The sequence below is a fragment of the Paraburkholderia sp. 32 genome (assembly GCF_050435345.1).
Classification (GTDB): domain Bacteria; phylum Pseudomonadota; class Gammaproteobacteria; order Burkholderiales; family Burkholderiaceae; genus Paraburkholderia; species Paraburkholderia tuberum.
On the sequence record NZ_JBNDKD010000003.1, the window covers coordinates 3832431 to 3849557 of the forward strand.

At 63.2% G+C, this 17127-nt stretch carries 15 protein-coding genes; 9 read left to right on the top strand and 6 right to left on the bottom strand.

From position 1 onward, the window contains the following. Positions 1-31: 31 nt before the first annotated feature. From OKW26_RS40460 to OKW26_RS40470, 3 genes are all read right to left on the bottom strand, one after another. Positions 32-1273: an EmrA/EmrK family multidrug efflux transporter periplasmic adaptor subunit gene (locus tag OKW26_RS40460; RefSeq protein WP_184029918.1), complete on the bottom strand. Its 1242-nt coding sequence runs from the start codon at positions 1271-1273 to the stop codon at positions 32-34. Positions 1274-1356: 83 nt separating this feature from the next. Continuing rightward, positions 1357-2877: an efflux transporter outer membrane subunit gene (locus tag OKW26_RS40465; protein ID WP_184066783.1), complete on the bottom strand. Its 1521-nt coding sequence runs from the start codon at positions 2875-2877 to the stop codon at positions 1357-1359. 52 nt (positions 2878-2929) lie between these two features. Then, positions 2930-3445, bottom strand: a complete 516-nt coding sequence (locus tag OKW26_RS40470; RefSeq protein WP_429357034.1) for a MarR family winged helix-turn-helix transcriptional regulator — start codon at positions 3443-3445, stop codon at positions 2930-2932. Positions 3446-3771: 326 nt separating this feature from the next. Here OKW26_RS40470 and typA point away from each other — a divergent pair, with 326 nt between their 5' ends. From typA to OKW26_RS40500, 6 genes are all read left to right on the top strand, one after another. Next, a complete protein-coding gene (gene typA, locus OKW26_RS40475; protein WP_090804133.1) occupies positions 3772-5601 on the top strand; it encodes a translational GTPase TypA in 1830 nt (609 codons plus the stop codon). A gap of 405 nt (positions 5602-6006) precedes the next feature. Further along, positions 6007-8868 carry a 2-oxoglutarate dehydrogenase E1 component gene (locus OKW26_RS40480; protein ID WP_429357035.1) on the top strand — a complete coding sequence of 954 codons (2862 nt, stop codon included), beginning with the start codon at positions 6007-6009 and terminating at the stop codon, positions 8866-8868. Between the two features lie 141 nt (positions 8869-9009). Next, a complete protein-coding gene (gene odhB, locus OKW26_RS40485; RefSeq protein ID WP_429357036.1) occupies positions 9010-10284 on the top strand; it encodes a 2-oxoglutarate dehydrogenase complex dihydrolipoyllysine-residue succinyltransferase in 1275 nt (424 codons plus the stop codon). Positions 10285-10422: 138 nt separating this feature from the next. Further along, entirely contained in the window at positions 10423-11865 is a 1443-nt protein-coding gene (gene lpdA / locus OKW26_RS40490) for a dihydrolipoyl dehydrogenase (RefSeq protein WP_429357037.1), read from the top strand. Positions 11866-11953: 88 nt separating this feature from the next. Beyond that, a complete protein-coding gene (gene zapE, locus OKW26_RS40495) occupies positions 11954-13051 on the top strand; it encodes a cell division protein ZapE (protein WP_090804139.1) in 1098 nt (365 codons plus the stop codon). Positions 13052-13150: 99 nt separating this feature from the next. Further along, positions 13151-13609: a transposase gene (locus tag OKW26_RS40500; protein ID WP_429357038.1), complete on the top strand. Its 459-nt coding sequence runs from the start codon at positions 13151-13153 to the stop codon at positions 13607-13609. 159 nt (positions 13610-13768) lie between these two features. Here the strand turns inward: OKW26_RS40500 and OKW26_RS40505 are convergent, their stop codons facing one another. Then, positions 13769-14254, bottom strand: coding sequence for a DUF2147 domain-containing protein (locus OKW26_RS40505; RefSeq protein WP_184066797.1), 486 nt, complete (start codon positions 14252-14254; stop codon positions 13769-13771). Between the two features lie 319 nt (positions 14255-14573). Here OKW26_RS40505 and OKW26_RS40510 point away from each other — a divergent pair, with 319 nt between their 5' ends. After that, a complete protein-coding gene (locus OKW26_RS40510; RefSeq protein WP_429357039.1) occupies positions 14574-14840 on the top strand; it encodes a hypothetical protein in 267 nt (88 codons plus the stop codon). 107 nt (positions 14841-14947) lie between these two features. Beyond that, a complete protein-coding gene (locus tag OKW26_RS40515) occupies positions 14948-15664 on the top strand; it encodes a DUF2968 domain-containing protein (RefSeq protein ID WP_184066800.1) in 717 nt (238 codons plus the stop codon). Between the two features lie 241 nt (positions 15665-15905). Here OKW26_RS40515 and OKW26_RS40520 read toward each other — a convergent pair whose 3' ends face one another. Then, the gene (locus OKW26_RS40520) at positions 15906-16097 is read right to left on the bottom strand and encodes a hypothetical protein (RefSeq protein ID WP_429357040.1); all 192 of its coding nucleotides are present in this window, start codon (positions 16095-16097) and stop codon (positions 15906-15908) included. Positions 16098-16279: 182 nt separating this feature from the next. Between OKW26_RS40520 and OKW26_RS40525 the strand changes: the two genes are divergently transcribed. Then, positions 16280-16507 (top strand): hypothetical protein, encoded by a 228-nt coding sequence (locus OKW26_RS40525; protein WP_429357041.1) that lies wholly within the window; start codon positions 16280-16282, stop codon positions 16505-16507. A 30-nt stretch (positions 16508-16537) separates the two neighbouring features. Here OKW26_RS40525 and hfq read toward each other — a convergent pair whose 3' ends face one another. Further along, positions 16538-17023, bottom strand: coding sequence for an RNA chaperone Hfq (gene hfq, locus OKW26_RS40530; RefSeq protein WP_184066817.1), 486 nt, complete (start codon positions 17021-17023; stop codon positions 16538-16540). Positions 17024-17127: the final 104 nt, after the last annotated feature.

A 17127-nucleotide genomic window follows, 5' to 3' on the forward strand; every position in this document is an offset into this window, starting at 1 on the left:
AAGAGCCTTCTTTGAATCGTCGGACGGAGCCTCAGCTCTTATGGGCCGCCGGTTTCGCGGCGGCCGCGGCGCTCGCCGCGGTCGACTTCTGCGCGCCGCCGTTCGCGTTCGTGCCGGCGTTTTCCGAGATGATGCGGGCGATTTCCGCATCGGCTTCCGCGCCGTACTTGTCGAAGACGTTGGTCTGGTAAACCGTGGACGGCGCCTGACCGAGCTGGCCGCCGGTGTCGTCCTTGATGTTCACGTCAGCTTGCATCGACAGACCGATACGCAGCGGATGCTTCTCCAGTTCCTGCGGATCGAGCGAAATACGCACCGGCAGACGCTGCACGACCTTGATCCAGTTGCCGGTCGCGTTCTGCGCGGGCAGCAGCGAGAACGCCGAACCCGTGCCGGCCGAGAAGCCGACCACCTTGCCGTGATACGGCACCGACGAGCCGTAGACGTCGGCCGTCAGTTCGACCGGCTGGCCGATGCGCATGTGCTTCAGTTGCACTTCCTTGAAGTTCGCCTCGACCCACACGTCATGCAGCGGCACGATCGCCATCAGCGGCGAGCCGGGCGATACGCGCTGGCCGACCTGCACCGAGCGTTTTGCGACATAGCCTGTGACCGGCGCCGGCAGAGTATTGCGAGCGTGGTTCAGGTATGCGTCGCGCAGCTTCGCGGCGGCGGCCTGCACGTTCGGGTGATCGGCGATCGTGGTGTTCGCGGTCAGCGCGCGGTTTGCCGCGAGTTGCTGTTTGGCGGCGTCGAGCGCGGCCTGCGCGCTCTTCACGGAGTCGCGTGCGTGCGAAATCTCTTCCTGCGATACCGCGCCGGTTTGCGCGACCGTCATACGGCGCTTCAGGTCGTCCTGGGCGCGCGACAGATCGGCCTGGCTCGCCGCGACCCGCGCTTCGTACTGGCTGTCGTCGGCGAACAGACCGCGCACCTGGCGCACCACCTGCGCAAGATTGGCCTCGGCCTGTTCGAGTGCGACGCGCGCGTCGGCCGGGTCGAGCACGACGAGCGGGTCGCCGGCCTTGACGACCTGGGTGTCGTCCGCGTTGACCGCGATCACGGTTCCCGTGACCTGCGGGGTGATCTGCACGACGTTGCCGCTCACGTAGGCATCGTCGGTGTCTTCATGGAAGCGCGCGACGAGGAAGTAGTACAGGCCGTACGCGACCGCGGCAATCAGGATCACGATGACGAGCAGCGTCATCATGCGCTTGCGCTTGCCGTTGTTCGCCGCTTGCGGTGGAGTGGCGGGCTGCTGGGGGGTGCTCATTGATGTGCTCCGGGTTCTTTTGAACGTCGTCGTTTATTCGGGTGTTCGTGTGTGTGCATGTACGTCGGCGCGGGCGGGCTCGTTCAGTTCGCGGCGGTGCTCGTGGCGTGGTTCGCGGCGTTGGCCGATGCGGGAGCATCGGTCGGCACGACGAGGCCGGTCTGGGTTGCGTCGAAGCCGCCGCCCAGTGCCTTGATCAGACCGATCTGCAGACTACGGCGGCGCATCTGCAGACCCGTGACCGTCTGCTCGGCGGCAAGGCGGTTTTCGTCGGCGGTGAGCACCTGCAGCTGCGGCGACAGGCCGGCCTTGTAGCGGATTACGGCGAGCTGGTACGCCTTGCTCGACGCGTCGAGCGCGCGCTGGGCGTCACCCTCCTGGCGGTCGATCGAGCGGATCGACGACACCTGCGTCGAGACGTCCTGCAGCGCGTTGATCAGCGTCTGGTTGTAGTTCGCGACGTCGCCCTCGAAGTCGGCGTAGCGGCCCTTCAACTGCGCGCGCAACGCGCCGGCGTCGAAGATCGGCAGATGGATCGCCGGGCCGAACTGGATCTGACGGCTCGACGCGGTCAGGAAACGGCCCCAGCCGAACGCGTCGAAGCCGAAGCCGGCCGCGAGATTCACGTCCGGGTAGAACTCGGCTTTCGCTTCCTTCACGTCATGCATCGCGGCTTCGACCTGCCAGCGCGCGGCGACGATGTCCGCGCGACGCGCCACGAGGTCGGCCGGGATGTTGTCCGGCAGAGCGACCACGTCGCCGCCGGTGAGCACCGGCTTGTCGATCTGCAGGCCACGGTCCGGGCCTTTGCCGAGCAGCGCGCCCAACTGGTAGCGCACGACGGTGATCTGGCCGTCGAGGTCGGTCAGGTTCGACTGGCTCGTCGCGACGTTGCCGGCGGCGGTCTGCTTCTCGACGTTGGTGTCGAGGCCGGCCGTCACGCGGTCATTCGTGATACGGCCGACGTCCTGGCGGTTCGCGATTTCACGCGCGGCGATGTCGCGAAACGCATACAGCTGCGCTAGCTGGTTGTAGGTGCTCGCGACCGACGCGGCGAGCGTCACGCGCGCCTGCTGCATATCGGCCTCGGCGGCTTTCTGCTGCGACACGGCCTGGCCGAGCCGCTGACGGTTCTTGCCCCACAGGTCGAGATCCCACGACGCGCTCGCGAGCACGTTGTTCTCGCTATACCAGGTGCCGCCGAACGGAGGCGGGTAAAGGGAGTTTGCCGAGTACAGCTCGCGGGTCCACGAATAGCTCGCGCTGACCTTCGGGAACAGCGCTGCGCGCGAGCTTTCAATATACGACGAAGCCTTTGCGAGCCGCGCTTGCGCCTGGGCGATCGACGGGCTGCCCTCGAGCGCTTCCGCGATCAGCTTCGGCAGTTGCGGGTCGCCGAACTGGTTGGCCCAGTCGAGCGATGGCCACTGGCCGCCCTCGTTGGGCAGACTCTGCGTCGACTCGTACTGCGTCGGCGACGCGATCTGCTTGTCGCTTTTGACGCCGAAGTAGTTCGCGCACCCCGTGAGGGCGAGCGCCGTCACCGCGGCGGCGACAGCGGCCCGGCTCGACAGCGCGGGCGCGGACAGGGAAAGGGATTTCATCGCTCGACTCTTCTTTGAGTGGAATGTATTGATGGACGCAGCAAGCAAGCTATTACGATTTGCTATCGGGATGGCTTGCGGCGTCGCGGGAAAGTCCCGTGTGTTCGCCGGAATTGACGAGCACGCGACGCAGCATGCTCTTCAGGAAGCCCACTTCTTCCGGGGTGAACCCGCTCAGCAGGTTATCGAGCACGCCATTGAAAATGGCCGGCATGCGAGCCGCGATCGCATGGCCTTCCGGCGTCAACGCGAGGCGCACGACGCGCCGGTCTTCGTTACTGCGCACCCGCGTGAGCAGGCCGCGCTTTTCGAGCCGATCGATCAGGCGCGTGACGGCGCTTGCGTCGATACCGTATTCACGCGCCAACTCAGCCGCGAGCAGGCATTTGCCGCTCGCCACCATGAACAGGATGCTGCCCTGCTGGCTGGTGATGCCGAGTTCGGCCATGCTGCGCTGTGTGATCAGGTTTGATAGCGTCGATTTCACCCGTGAGATGAGATAGCCGACGCTTTCGCCGAGCTGGTACTCGCTGAGATTCGGCGTGGATTCGTTGGACGGCTCCGTCATGATTCACGTGCGAATGCAATGGTTGACTAGGCATTAGTATAGCTGGCTGTTGATTGACGCGACAAGCGTTAATACAGCTTAGGCAAGGATTATTTCGCGCTCAAGCAACAAACCGTACGGAATGACGTAGGGCGGGGCAAGGCGCGATTCGCGCGACTCGCGCAGGCGCGGAGAGCGGACGGTCTATCGGGGAATACCAGAAAAGGATCATCCGTGCGTGCTATAATTTTGGGTTCCCAAAAGTGCGCTTTGGGCTTGTTGTCGTGGTTTGGCTCCTCAACCAGCAGCATAAGCAAGCGGCGCACTCAACCGTCTTCAGGTTTCCTATGACCCGCGCCCTACGCAACATCGCCATCATTGCTCACGTCGACCACGGCAAGACCACGCTCGTCGACCAGCTCCTCCGTCAGACCGCCACGTTCCGCGAGAACCAGCAGATCGCCGAGCGCGTGATGGACTCGAACGACATCGAAAAAGAGCGCGGCATCACGATCCTGTCGAAGAACTGCGCGGTGGAGTACGAGGGCACGCACATCAATATCGTCGACACGCCGGGGCACGCCGACTTCGGCGGCGAAGTGGAGCGCGTGCTGTCGATGGTCGACTCGGTGCTGCTGCTCGTTGACGCGGTGGAAGGCCCCATGCCGCAAACCCGCTTCGTCACGAAGAAGGCGCTCGCACTGGGTTTGAAGCCGATCGTCGTGGTCAACAAGGTCGACCGTCCGGGCGCGCGGATCGACTGGGTGATCAACCAGACCTTCGACCTGTTCGACAAGCTCGGCGCCAGCGAAGAGCAGCTCGACTTTCCGATCGTCTACGCATCGGGCCTGAACGGCTACGCGGGTCTCACGCCTGATGTACGCGACGGCGACATGCGTCCTTTGTTCGAGGCAATCCTGCAGCACGTGCCGGTGCGCCCGGCCGACCCGGAAGGTCCGCTGCAACTGCAAATCACGTCGCTCGACTACTCGTCGTACGTTGGTCGTATCGGCATTGGCCGTATCACGCGCGGCCGCATCAAGCCGGGCATGGCCGTCGCGGTGCGATCGGGCCCGGAAGGCGAAATCCTCAATCGCAAGATCAACCAGGTGCTGTCGTTCAAGGGTCTCGATCGCGTGCAGGTCGACTCGGCTGAGGCGGGCGACATCGTGCTGATCAACGGTATCGAGGAAGTGGGCATCGGCGTGACGATCTGCTCGCCGGAACAGCCGGAAGCGCTGCCGATGATCACCGTCGACGAACCCACGCTGACGATGAACTTCCTCGTCAACTCGTCGCCGCTCGCGGGCCGTGAAGGCAAGTTCGTCACGAGCCGCCAGATTCGCGACCGCCTGATGAAGGAACTGAATCACAACGTCGCGCTGCGCGTGCGCGATACCGGCGACGAAACGACGTTCGAAGTGGCCGGCCGCGGTGAGCTGCACCTGACCATTCTGGTCGAAAACATGCGCCGCGAAGGCTACGAGCTGGCCGTGTCGCGTCCGCGCGTCGTGATGCAGGAAATCGACGGCGAGAAGCACGAGCCGTACGAAAATCTGACCGTCGACATGGAAGACCCCCACCAGGGCGGCGTGATGGAAGAACTTGGCCGCCGCAAGGGCGAAATGCTCGACATGGCATCGGACGGCCGTGGCCGCACGCGTCTCGAGTACCGTATTTCGGCGCGTGGTCTGATCGGCTTCCAGTCGGAATTCCTCACGCTCACGCGCGGTACGGGTCTGATGAGCCACACGTTCGATTCTTACCAGCCGGTCAAGGAAGGCGCGGTCGGCGAACGTCGCAACGGCGTGCTGATCTCGCAGGACGACGGCGCGGCAGTCGCATACGCACTGTGGAAGCTGCAGGACCGCGGCCGCATGTTCGTGGCGCCGGGAGAAGCGCTGTATGAAGGCATGATCATCGGCATCCACAGCCGCGACAACGATCTCGTCGTGAACCCGATCAAGGGCAAGCAGCTTACCAACGTGCGCGCATCTGGCACCGACGAAGCCGTGCGTCTCGTGCCGCCGGTTCAGCTGTCGCTCGAATACGCGGTCGAGTTCATCGACGACGACGAGCTGGTCGAAGTCACGCCAAAGTCGATCCGTCTGCGCAAGCGCTACCTGAAGGAACACGAACGCCGCAGCGCGAGCCGCAACAAGGTTGCCGGCGAATAAGCCGGACTCGAATATCCGTCTGGATAGCAGGAAGCGGAAGCCACCTTCGGGTGGCTTCCTTGTTTTCGGCGCATCAAAACGTTTGGCGCTGCATCATGCCTGCCACTTTCCGGGGCGGCACACATGTAGACACCCATTGCGCCGTTCGCCTTCATTTCTCACAGAACACTTTTGCGCGCTGTGAAAAGGCACCCCGTCGCCCGCGAAACGTCCGCCATCACAGGCTTTGCGCCTGTGCCGTTCGCTATCTGGGCTATTCGTTCTGTGCTATGCTCCCGGGTGCAAAGTTTTAGGTCCTTCCAAGCAAGACTTGATTCGCGCAATCCGCTAAACGGTCAGGCCGTGTCGCGGAAGGTTCGGTAACCCGCTATTTCTCGAGAAACTCGAAGAAAGGTGAGCGTAAAAATGATGAAGCAATTCCAGTCGAACTCTTATCTGTTCGGCGGCAATGCTCCGTACGTTGAAGAAATGTACGAAGCGTATCTCGATAATCCGGCGTCAGTGCCCGAGACCTGGCGCAGCTATTTCGATGCGTTGCAGAACGTGCCCGCATCGGACGGCAGCAACGCCAACGACGTGGCCCATGGCCCTATCGTCGAATCGTTTGCCCAGCGCGCCAAGGCCAACGCCTTCCTGCCGCGCGCAACGGTCGGCGGCGAAGATCTCGCAACCGCCCGCAAACAGGTTTACGTCCAGTCCCTCATCGGCGCATATCGCTTCCTCGGCTCGCAATGGGCCAATCTCGATCCTCTGAAGCGCCGCGAGCGTCCCGCGATCCCCGAACTTGAACCCGCGTTCTACGACTTCACCGAAGCCGACATGGACCAGGAGTTCAGCGCAACGAATCTGTACTTCGGGTTCGAGCGCGCGACGCTGCGCGAGATCGTCAAAGCCCTGCGCGACACGTACTGCGGCACGATCGGCGCCGAGTACATGTACATCAGCGATCCGGAGCAGAAGCGCTGGTGGAAGGAACGCCTCGAATCGATCCGTTCGACGCCGAGCTTCAACAACGACAAGAAGAAGCACATCCTGAATCGCCTGACGGCCGCCGAAGGCCTCGAGCGTTTCCTGCACACCAAGTACGTCGGCCAGAAGCGCTTCTCGCTCGAAGGCGGCGAGAGCTTCATCGCGGCGATGGACGAAGTCGTGCGTCACGGCGGTCTGCGCGGCGTTCAGGAAATCGTCATCGCGATGGCTCACCGTGGCCGTTTGAACGTGCTGGTCAATACGCTCGGCAAGATGCCGGCAGACCTGTTCGCCGAATTCGAAGGCAAGCACGTCGATGATCTGCCGGCTGGCGACGTGAAGTACCACAAGGGCTTCTCGTCGGACGTCGCGACGGAAGGCGGCCCGGTTCACCTGTCGCTCGCGTTCAACCCGTCGCACCTCGAAATCGTCAACCCGGTGGTCGAGGGCTCGGCGAAGGCGCGTATGGACCGTCGCGGCGACGAAAACGGCGTTCAGGTGCTGCCGGTGCAGATCCACGGCGACGCGGCTTTCGCCGGCCAGGGCGTCGTGATGGAAACGCTGAACCTCGCGCAAACGCGCGGTTACGGCACGCACGGCACGCTGCACATCGTCATCAACAACCAGATCGGCTTCACGACGTCGGACCCGCGCGACTCGCGCTCCACGTTGTACTGCTCGGACGTCGTCAAGATGATCGAAGCGCCGGTGCTGCACGTGAACGGTGACGATCCCGAAGCGGTCGTGCTGGCCACCCAGATGGCGATCGACTTCCGCATGCAGTTCCACAAGGACGTCGTCGTCGACATCGTCTGCTTCCGCAAGCTGGGCCACAACGAGCAGGACACCCCGGCGGTCACGCAGCCGCTGATGTACAAGACGATTTCGAAGCACCCCGGCACGCGCGCGCTGTACGCTGAAAAGCTCGTTCAGCAGGGCGTCATCAAGGCCGAGGATGGCGAGGAATTCGTCAAGGCTTATCGCAGGGCGATGGACGAGGGCCACCACACGGTCGACCCGGTGCTCTCGAACTACAAGAGCAAGTACGCGGTGGACTGGGTGCCGTTCCTGAACCGCAAGTGGACCGACGCAGCCGACACGGCCGTGCCGCTCGCGGAACTGAAGCGCCTCGCCGAACGCATCACCACGATTCCGGAAAACTTCAAGGTTCACCCGCTCGTCGAGCGCGTGATCAACGACCGTCGCGCCATGGGCCGCGGCGAAGCGAAGCTCGACTGGGGCATGGGCGAGCACCTCGCGTTCGCATCGCTGGTCGCTTCGGGCTACGCAGTTCGTCTGACCGGTCAGGATTCGGGCCGCGGCACGTTCACGCACCGTCACGCAGTGCTGCACGACCAGAACCGCGAGCGCTGGAACGACGGCACCTACGTGCCGCTGCAGAACATCGCCGAAGGTCAGGCGAAGTTCACGGTGATCGACTCGGTGCTGTCGGAAGAAGCGGTGCTCGGCTTCGAATACGGTTACTCGACCGCTGAACCGAACACGTTCGTCGCGTGGGAAGCGCAGTTCGGCGACTTCGTGAATGGCGCGCAAGTCGTGATCGACCAGTTCATCTCGTCGGGCGAAGTGAAGTGGGGCCGCGTGTCGGGCCTGACCATGCTGCTGCCGCACGGCTACGAAGGCCAGGGTCCGGAGCACTCGTCGGCGCGTATCGAGCGTTTCCTGCAACTGTGCGCAGACCACAACATGCAGGTCGTTCAGCCGACCACGCCGGCGCAGGTCTTCCACCTGCTGCGTCGCCAGATGATCCGCCTGTTCCGCAAGCCGCTGATCGTCGCGACGCCGAAGTCGTTGCTGCGTCACAAGGAAGCCGTGTCGGATCTGTCGGAACTCGCGAAGGGTTCGTTCCAGCCGGTCATCGGCGAAGTGGACGAAACCATCGACGCGAAGAAGGTCAAGCGCGTGCTGGCCTGCTCGGGCCGCGTGTACTACGACCTGGTCGCGCATCGCCGCGAAGCGAAGGTGAACGACGTCGCGATCATCCGTATCGAACAGCTCTATCCGTTCGCGCACAAGCAGTTCGAAGCGGAAATGAAGAAGTACGACAACGCAACCGAAGTGGTGTGGGTGCAGGACGAGCCGCAGAATCAGGGCCCGTGGTTCTACATCGAGCACCATCTGAAGGAAGGCATGAAGGAAGGGCAGAAGCTGGCGTACAGCGGCCGTCCGGCTTCGGCTTCGCCTGCAGTCGGCTACTACGCGAAGCACTACGAGCAGCAGAAGGCGCTGATCGAAGGCGCTTTCGGCCGTCTCAAGAGCGCGTCGATCGCCAAATAAAGAAACAGACGAGCCGGGAAAGCGCAGTGCGCTTTCCCGCGCCGCGCCGAACGTTTCCCATGAGGTTCAGGCGCGGCGTTCACGGTTCGCAGGCGGTCGTGAAGAAGCGCCGTCACCCGATACGTATTCAGGATACTCATAATGGCTATTGTTGAAGTCAAGGTTCCCCAGCTCTCCGAGTCGGTCTCGGAAGCGACCATGCTGCAGTGGAAGAAGAAGCCCGGCGAGGCTGTCGCTCAGGACGAAATCCTCATCGAAATCGAGACCGACAAGGTCGTGCTCGAAGTGCCGGCACCGGCAGCAGGCGTGCTCGCGCAAGTCATTTCGAACGACGGCGACACGGTCACGGCTGAGCAGGTGATCGCGAAGATCGACACGGAAGGCACCGCAGGCGCCGCCGCTGTCGAAGCCGAAGTGAAGCCGGCTCCGGTCGCTGCCGCGGCTCCCGCACCGGCGGCTCAGGCCGCTGTCGCAACGGGGTCGAACACCGCTGCTTCGCCGGCTGCCGGCAAGCTGATGGCAGAGAAGGGTCTGGCTGCGGGCGACGTCGCCGGCACCGGCCGCGACGGCCGTATCACGAAGGGCGACGTGCTCGTCGCCGGCCAGGCTGCTCCGGCTGCCAAGGCTGCACCGGCTCCGGCTGCCGCACCGAAGGCTGCGAAGCCGTCGCTGCCGGACGTCAAGGCCCCGGCATCGGCCGATCAATGGCTGAAGGACCGTCCGGAACAGCGCGTGCCGATGTCGCGTCTGCGTGCTCGTATCGCCGAGCGTCTGCTCGAGTCGCAGCAAACCAACGCCATCCTCACGACGTTCAACGAAGTGAACATGGCGCCGGTCATGGATCTGCGCAACAAGTACAAGGACAAGTTCGAGAAGGAACACGGCGTGAAGCTCGGCTTCATGTCGTTCTTCGTGAAGGCGGCTGTTCACGCGCTGAAGAAGTTCCCGCTCGTGAACGCGTCGATCGACGGTAACGACATCGTCTACCACGGCTACTTCGACATCGGTATCGCTGTCGGTTCGCCGCGCGGTCTGGTGGTGCCGATCCTGCGCAATGCAGATCAGCTGAGCCTCGCCGACATCGAGAAGAAGATCGCCGAATTTGGCCAGAAGGCGAAGGACGGCAAGCTGTCCATCGAAGAAATGACCGGCGGTACGTTCTCGATCTCGAACGGCGGCGTGTTCGGCTCGATGCTGTCCACCCCGATCATCAACCCGCCGCAGTCCGCGATTCTCGGCGTGCACGCCACCAAGGAACGCGCAGTGGTCGAAAACGGCCAGATCGTGATCCGCCCGATGAACTACCTCGCGCTGTCGTACGACCACCGTATCATCGACGGCCGCGAAGCAGTGCTGTCGCTGGTCGCGATGAAGGATGCGCTGGAAGATCCGGCTCGCCTGCTGCTCGACCTGTAAGCGCACGTTCCACCGACGCCGGCCCGTGGTTTGCGCGGGCCGGCGTCATCCGTAGCACGTCTTTAGCATTCCGCAGTACAGGAACGGCGCGCGCCACCTCGGGTGGCCCGGCGCCGTTCCGCCATCAAAGGGATTGTCATGTCCAAAGAATTTGACGTCGTCGTGATCGGCGCAGGCCCTGGCGGTTATATCGCCGCCATCCGCGCAGCGCAGCTCGGCAAGACCGTCGCATGTATCGAAAAGTGGAAGAACCCGGCCGGCACGCTGAAGCTCGGCGGCACCTGCCTGAACGTCGGCTGCATTCCGTCGAAGGCGCTGCTCGCTTCGTCGGAAGAGTTCGAGAACGCGTCGCATCACCTTGCCGACCACGGCATCTCGGTGGAAAACGTTTCGGTCGATATCTCGAAGATGATGGGCCGCAAGGACGGCATCGTCGAGAAGATGACCAAGGGCATCGAATTCCTGTTCCGCAAGAACAAGATCACGTGGCTCAAGGGCCATGGCAAGTTCACCGGCAAGACGGACGCCGGCGTGCAGATCGAAGTGAGCGGCGAAGGCGAAGATGGTGCAAGCAGCGAAGTCGTCACGGCGAAGAACGTGATCATCGCAACGGGTTCGAAGGCGCGTCATCTGCCGGGCATTCCGGTCGACAACAAGCTGATCGCCGACAACGAAGGCGCACTGTCGTTCGACACGGCACCGAAGAAGCTCGCCGTGATCGGCGCAGGCGTGATCGGTCTGGAACTCGGCTCGGTGTGGCGCCGCCTCGGCGCGGACGTGACCGTGCTCGAAGCGCTGCCGGAATTCCTCGGCGTGGCTGACCAGGCGCTGTCGAAGGAAGCGGCCAAGCAGTTCAAGAAGCAAGGTCTCGATATCCAAGTCGGCGTGAAGGTCGGCGAAGTGAAGACGAGCGCGAACGGCGTGACGATCGCCTACACGGACAAGGACGGCAACGCGCAGACGCTCGAAGCCGACCGCCTGGTCGTGTCGGTCGGCCGCGTGCCGAACACCGACAACCTCGGCCTCGAAGCGATCGGCCTGAAGGCCAACGAGCGCGGCTTCATCGACGTGGACGACCACTGCGCGACGGCCGTGCCGAACGTGTACGCGATCGGTGACGTGGTGCGTGGCCCGATGCTCGCGCACAAGGCTGAGGACGAAGGCGTGCTGGTTGCCGAAGTGATCGACGGTCAGAAGCCGCACATCGACTACAACTGCATTCCGTGGGTGATCTACACCGAACCGGAAATCGCATGGGTCGGCAAGACGGAGCAGCAACTGAAGGCGGAAGGCCGCGAGATCAAGACCGGCCAGTTCCCGTTCATGGCGAACGGCCGCGCGCTCGGCATCAACAAGGCGGACGGTTTCGTCAAGATGATCGCCGACGCGACGACCGACGAACTGCTCGGCGTGCACATCATCTCGGCGAACGCATCGGACCTGATCGCGGAAGCCGTGGTGGCGATGGAGTTCAAGGCGGCGTCGGAAGACATCGGCCGTATTTGCCATCCGCACCCGTCGCTGTCGGAAGTCATGCGCGAAGCGGCACTCGCCGTCGACAAGCGCGCGCTGAACATGTAAGCACGCACGCCTGACCGAAACGCAACCTTGGCATCACCAAAGGCGGGCGGGGTTCAATCCCTCCCGCCTTTCTTTTTGCAGCAACACGATGAACGTCACCGAATACTACGAAAAAGAACTGCAGACGCGCGGTTATCAATCCGATCCGGCGCAGCGCGCGGCGGTCGACCGCCTGCAGCGGTGCTATGAAGAGTGGGTCGCATACAAGTCGCGCCGCTCGAACGCGTTCAGAAAGCTGATCATTCACCCTGATCTGCCGCGCGGCGTGTACATGTGGGGCGGCGTGGGCCGCGGCAAGAGCTTCCTGATGGACAGCTTCTACATGATCGTGCCGTTGCATCGCAAAACCCGTCTGCACTTCCACGAGTTCATGCGCGAAGTGCATCGCGAGCTTGAAGAACTCAAAGGCCGGGCCGATCCGCTCGACGAACTCGCGCGGCGCATTGCGAAGCGCTATCGGCTGATCTGTTTCGACGAATTCCACGTCTCGGATATCGCCGACGCGATGATCCTGTATCGCCTGCTCGACAAGCTGTTCGAGAACGGCGTGCAGTTCGTGATGACGTCAAACTACGCGCCCGACACGCTGTACCCGGACGGCCTGCATCGCGACCGCATGCTGCCCGCGATCGAACTGATCAAGCAGAAGCTCGACGTGATCAACGTCGATGCGGGGATCGATTATCGCCAGCGCACGCTCGCGCAGGTGGAGGTCTATCACACGCCACTGGACGCCGCCGCCGGCAAGGCGCTGCGCGACGCCTTCGCGCGCCTCGCCGCGGTGCCCGACGAAAGCCCGCTGCTGCATATCGAGAAGCGCGAGCTGAAGGCGCTGCGCCGCGCGGACGGCGTGGTCTGGTTCGACTTCGCGACGCTGTGCGGGGGCCCGCGCTCGCAGAACGACTACCTCGAACTCGCGACCCGCTTTCACGCGGTGATCCTGTCGGACGTGCCGCAGATGTCGGTGCGCATGGCGTCGGAAGCGCGCCGCTTCACGTGGCTCATCGACGTGTTCTACGACCACAAGGTCAAGCTGTTGATGTCGGCTGCGGTGCCGCCGGAGCAGTTGTACGTCGACGGTCCGATGGCTAATGAATTCACGCGTACGGTGTCGCGCATCGTCGAGATGCAGTCGAAGGAGTATCTCGACACGCCGCGCCGGATCGTCGACACGTCCCTAACCTGAGCTACCGCGCACGACATATTTTCAGGATTCGGAGTGGTCTGATATTCCGCGCACGGATGACTGGCTATCTTTTGTCGTTGTTCTGACAAAGGAGGAAGCATGAACCCGTATCGCGAAATCACCGATGAAGAATGGCAGCGCGTTGCGCCACTGCTGCCCGAACTCCGGCCGCGTACCGAAATGCGTGGCCGTCCACTTGCCGATACCCGCTCGGTGCTCAACGGCGTGCTTTGGGTCATGTATAACGGCGCCACCTGGTCCAAAATGCCGCGCCGCTACCCGTCATATCAGACCTGTCATCGCCGCTTCAAGTCGTGGTACGAATCGGGCGTGCTCAAGCACGTCACGGAGCAACTGCTCGGCACCGCGAGCGAAGATTTCTGCAGATTGATGGAAGCGCGTATGCGCACGCACGCGAGCGTGCGGCACAAGCGCGCCGCGTCCAAGCGCGTGCCCGCGGCGTTTCGTGTTCCGGCCGCCGTATACGATCCGGTACCGGCCACGTCGGTGCCGGCGTCGCCGATCGCTTACGCTGCGCCGCTCAAGCAGGCAGCATGAGCATCGCAAACAGCTTGCCCCAATGAAAACGGCCGCGCGATTCTTGATCGCCGGCCGTTTTTTATGTTGCACCTCCTGGCGCAGAGCGCGCATCGTTGCAGCATCATGCGCACATTCAGGCGACGTGCCAGGCGCCACGCATGCGCCGCACGTCGACCCTCATTGCTGCCGTATCCACGTTTGCGAGCGGCCAAGCAGCGCGACCCCAATGTAACCACGCACCACGAGCTTGTTGCCGCCGTCCTCGAGATGCATCTTGCATTTGTAGACCTTGCCGTTTTCAGGATCGAGAATCTGGCCGTGATCCCATGCGTCGCCATCCTTCTTCATGCTGTTGATGATGGTCATGCCGAGGACCGGTTGATCCTTGCGCGCGTCGGTGCATTCGGTGCAACGGCGATCCGGCTGGTCGTTCGCGCCGAGACCCTTGATAACCTTGCCGTTCAGTTCGCCATTGCCGTCTTGTGTGATCTGCACGAGCGCCTTCGGCTGGCCCGTGTGATCGTCGATGGTTTGCCACGTGCCGATCGGTGTATCGGTCTGCGCCATCGCGGTCACGGCGCTGGCGAGCAGGGCGCCGGCGAGCGCGGCGTGACGGGCGGTGCGCAGCGCAAGCGCGCCGGCACGTCGAGTGAATTGCGTCATTGCCTTCCTCCTTGATATGAGACAGCGCGATCATGGTCGCGCGGCGTTATGGGCATCGTGGTCGGATGTGCGGTACCAGCCCTCGCGATGCGCAACGATGCCAGCGGTGTGCCGTTTGCAGCGTCAGCGCAGAATACGCGAAAGTGCATGTGTCGTTTGATAGTGGAGCTTCTAATCCGCTCGCGGCACTTCTGAAGCGTGTCAATTCAGCTGGTAGCAGAACCTCGCGTTGATGCGCGGACCGTGCGATGCGCTCTCCACCGGCGCATCACCGAGCGCTTTTCCGACGGACACATCGAGGCTGTAGCAGTGCGCATATGTGAAGCCGAGCCTGATCGGCCGGTTGGCCTCGACCGTCGCGCCCCAGCCGGAATCGCCCGACGCATCGCCCGGCTCATGGCATGCCCTTGCCGACGAGCGGTGTGAAGCGTGGCGCGACTTCGTCGAACGAAATCGACTTCCCGCCGTCGACCTGCACGCTCAGGTTCGGACCGCGGTGGGGCGCCTCGATCAGCGGCAGGGAATCGAACGGATCGTCGTCTACCGCCGCGCCGGTGAGGCGGGACTGCGCTTGTGCCTGTTATAGAAGCAAACGCGCAAGTACCATATTTTCGACGAAGAGCCCGAAACCCGCCAAAGTGAGTAATAATTCCCCGTTTTCTACTAAAACAAAATCTGTTCAACAGGTATCACATGGACCGAAAGTCGAAGCTACGAGAGATTGCTCTGGCCGCATGCATCGTATTGGGGGCCCTTCAGGGCGCGAATGCACAGGCTCTGCAGAACAGTGGTGCGAGCGGTACGGTCGTGTCCCAGCCGGGTACGACGAGTGCGTTGCCCGACACCTCGCAGGCCGGCCAGGCGGAAACCACTGCACTGACGCCGGATGAAAACCGGCAATCCGCCACCGGGAACGTGGCTGAATTGCAGCAGATGATCCACGGCCCGGATCTGAGCGAATTGCGCACCACGTATAACGGCAGCTATGGCGCGAGCCTGCTGTTCTACGGCAAGGAGATGACCTACTACGTCGCGCTGTTCCAGCAGAAAAACTTCTGGCGCGTGATCAAGTCGCAGGACGCCGCGCGCGCCGAGCTGATCTACAAGGATTTCGCGCGGCAGACGATGCAACTGTCGGACATCGAGATCCGCCGTACGCAACTCGAAGCGCAGAAGGCGTTCACGCAGCGCATGGTCGCGCTGTCGCAGGAACGCGCGAGCCGGCTGCAGGCCGACCTCGACGTCGCGCGTCAGCAGCAAAGCATCGTCGCGAGCCAGCAGGAGCAGAAGCGCGCCGAGGCGACCGAACTGGCGCAGCAGAAGGCCGCCGCGCAGGATCAGTTGCGCGTCGCCCAGCGCCAGGTGCGCGACCTGCAGCGTCAGCTCAATAGCGGCTTGCCGGTGCATTGAGCACGACGGTGTGAGCCTGGGTGGAGCGGCGGGACGGCGCGGAAATCGGTGCGCCGTCCGGCTCGTCCGCGGGCGTTACCGTTGTTGTGTTTGATCGGTGCTTTCCACACCCCGCCAGCCCGCGCATCGCACTTTTACCGCCGGGCTTTTCGGCATTTGCACTCGGCATTTTTCGCGAGCCTTGACGGCTCGTTGCCGCGTCGTTGTGCGCCGCCGTCGTACGACGCAAGACGGCGCGACTTCAATGCCGCTTGCGCGTATCCGCTTGCGTTTTGCGCATCCGTTCGCAAGGCGGCTGCGTCATGTCGACGGCGATCGGATCGCTGGCGGGAAAGCTTTCCATCAGCGCTTCGTCGAGCCGCGTATCGGCGGACGTCGGGGGCGTCCGGCGCGTGCGCGCCGGTCGGGAGGCATGCTGGTTTTTGCTGGTCATGGCGCGCTCCATCGGTAGAGGGTCGATCATTCAGCATAGCGCATCGCGGCTATCGGCGAACGACCGCCAGATGGCGCAGGCGCGTCGTTTAAAGCCGGCTGGCATCGATTCGTTCTCCGAGTGTCCCGGCCGCGCTCGAGCCGCGAACGACACCTCCATCGATCCATCACACAGCGAACCAGATGAACGGGAAAAAGCCGGCGGGCTCGCGACGAGTGCTCGCAGCCCACGTCGTGGAAGCCGAACTGGAACACCTGGATTGGGCGACGCGGCAACCGGCGCTGCACCTGTTCGACGCCGGCTACTGGCGCCGCCGCGTGCTGGCGGTCAAGGGGAGATTCGAGCTGACCGAGCGTCGGCTGACCCAACTGGAGAAAATTCCGCGGCGCCTCGGTTCGTCCGCGCAGTAGCGAGGCGCGGCCGCTACAGCTTCTTCGTATTTATTCCTGATTGCCGCCGGGGCTGCCGCCGCCGTGGTTGCCGCCATGATTGCCGCCATGATTGCCGCTTTCGCCGCCGGTGCCGAACAGACGCCGCCGCCGCGTGACGACCACCGGACCTTCGGAGTTGCCGCTGCGCTCGCTCGGCGCGCGTTCCGCCGACGGCGTGCCGTACGATTCACGCCCTTCGCGCGGCTCGCGATGTTCGCGCGAACCATGGGGACCGCGCGCGCCATGTTCGCCATGCGACGTTCGGCCCGTGCGCGGCGCCGGCCGCGTGCCGGTGTCGAGCTGGATCGTGGAGATCGCGCGCTTGTAGATGCCTTGCAGGCCAACCGGCGTGCGCAGCATCACCAGGTACTGATCGAACGACTCGATGCATCCGGTCAGGCGGATGCCGTTGACCAGATAGATTTCGACGCGCTTTCGTTCCTTGCGCGCAGCGTTCATGAAGTCGTTTTGCGGATGCGATTCTGCGGAAGCCATGGACAATTCAGGTTAGATAGACGGTGGTTCGCCGCGATTTTACCCTTTCTACCCTATGCGGGGGCAGAACGCGTCGACGGGGCGAACTTTGTCCACTATAACGA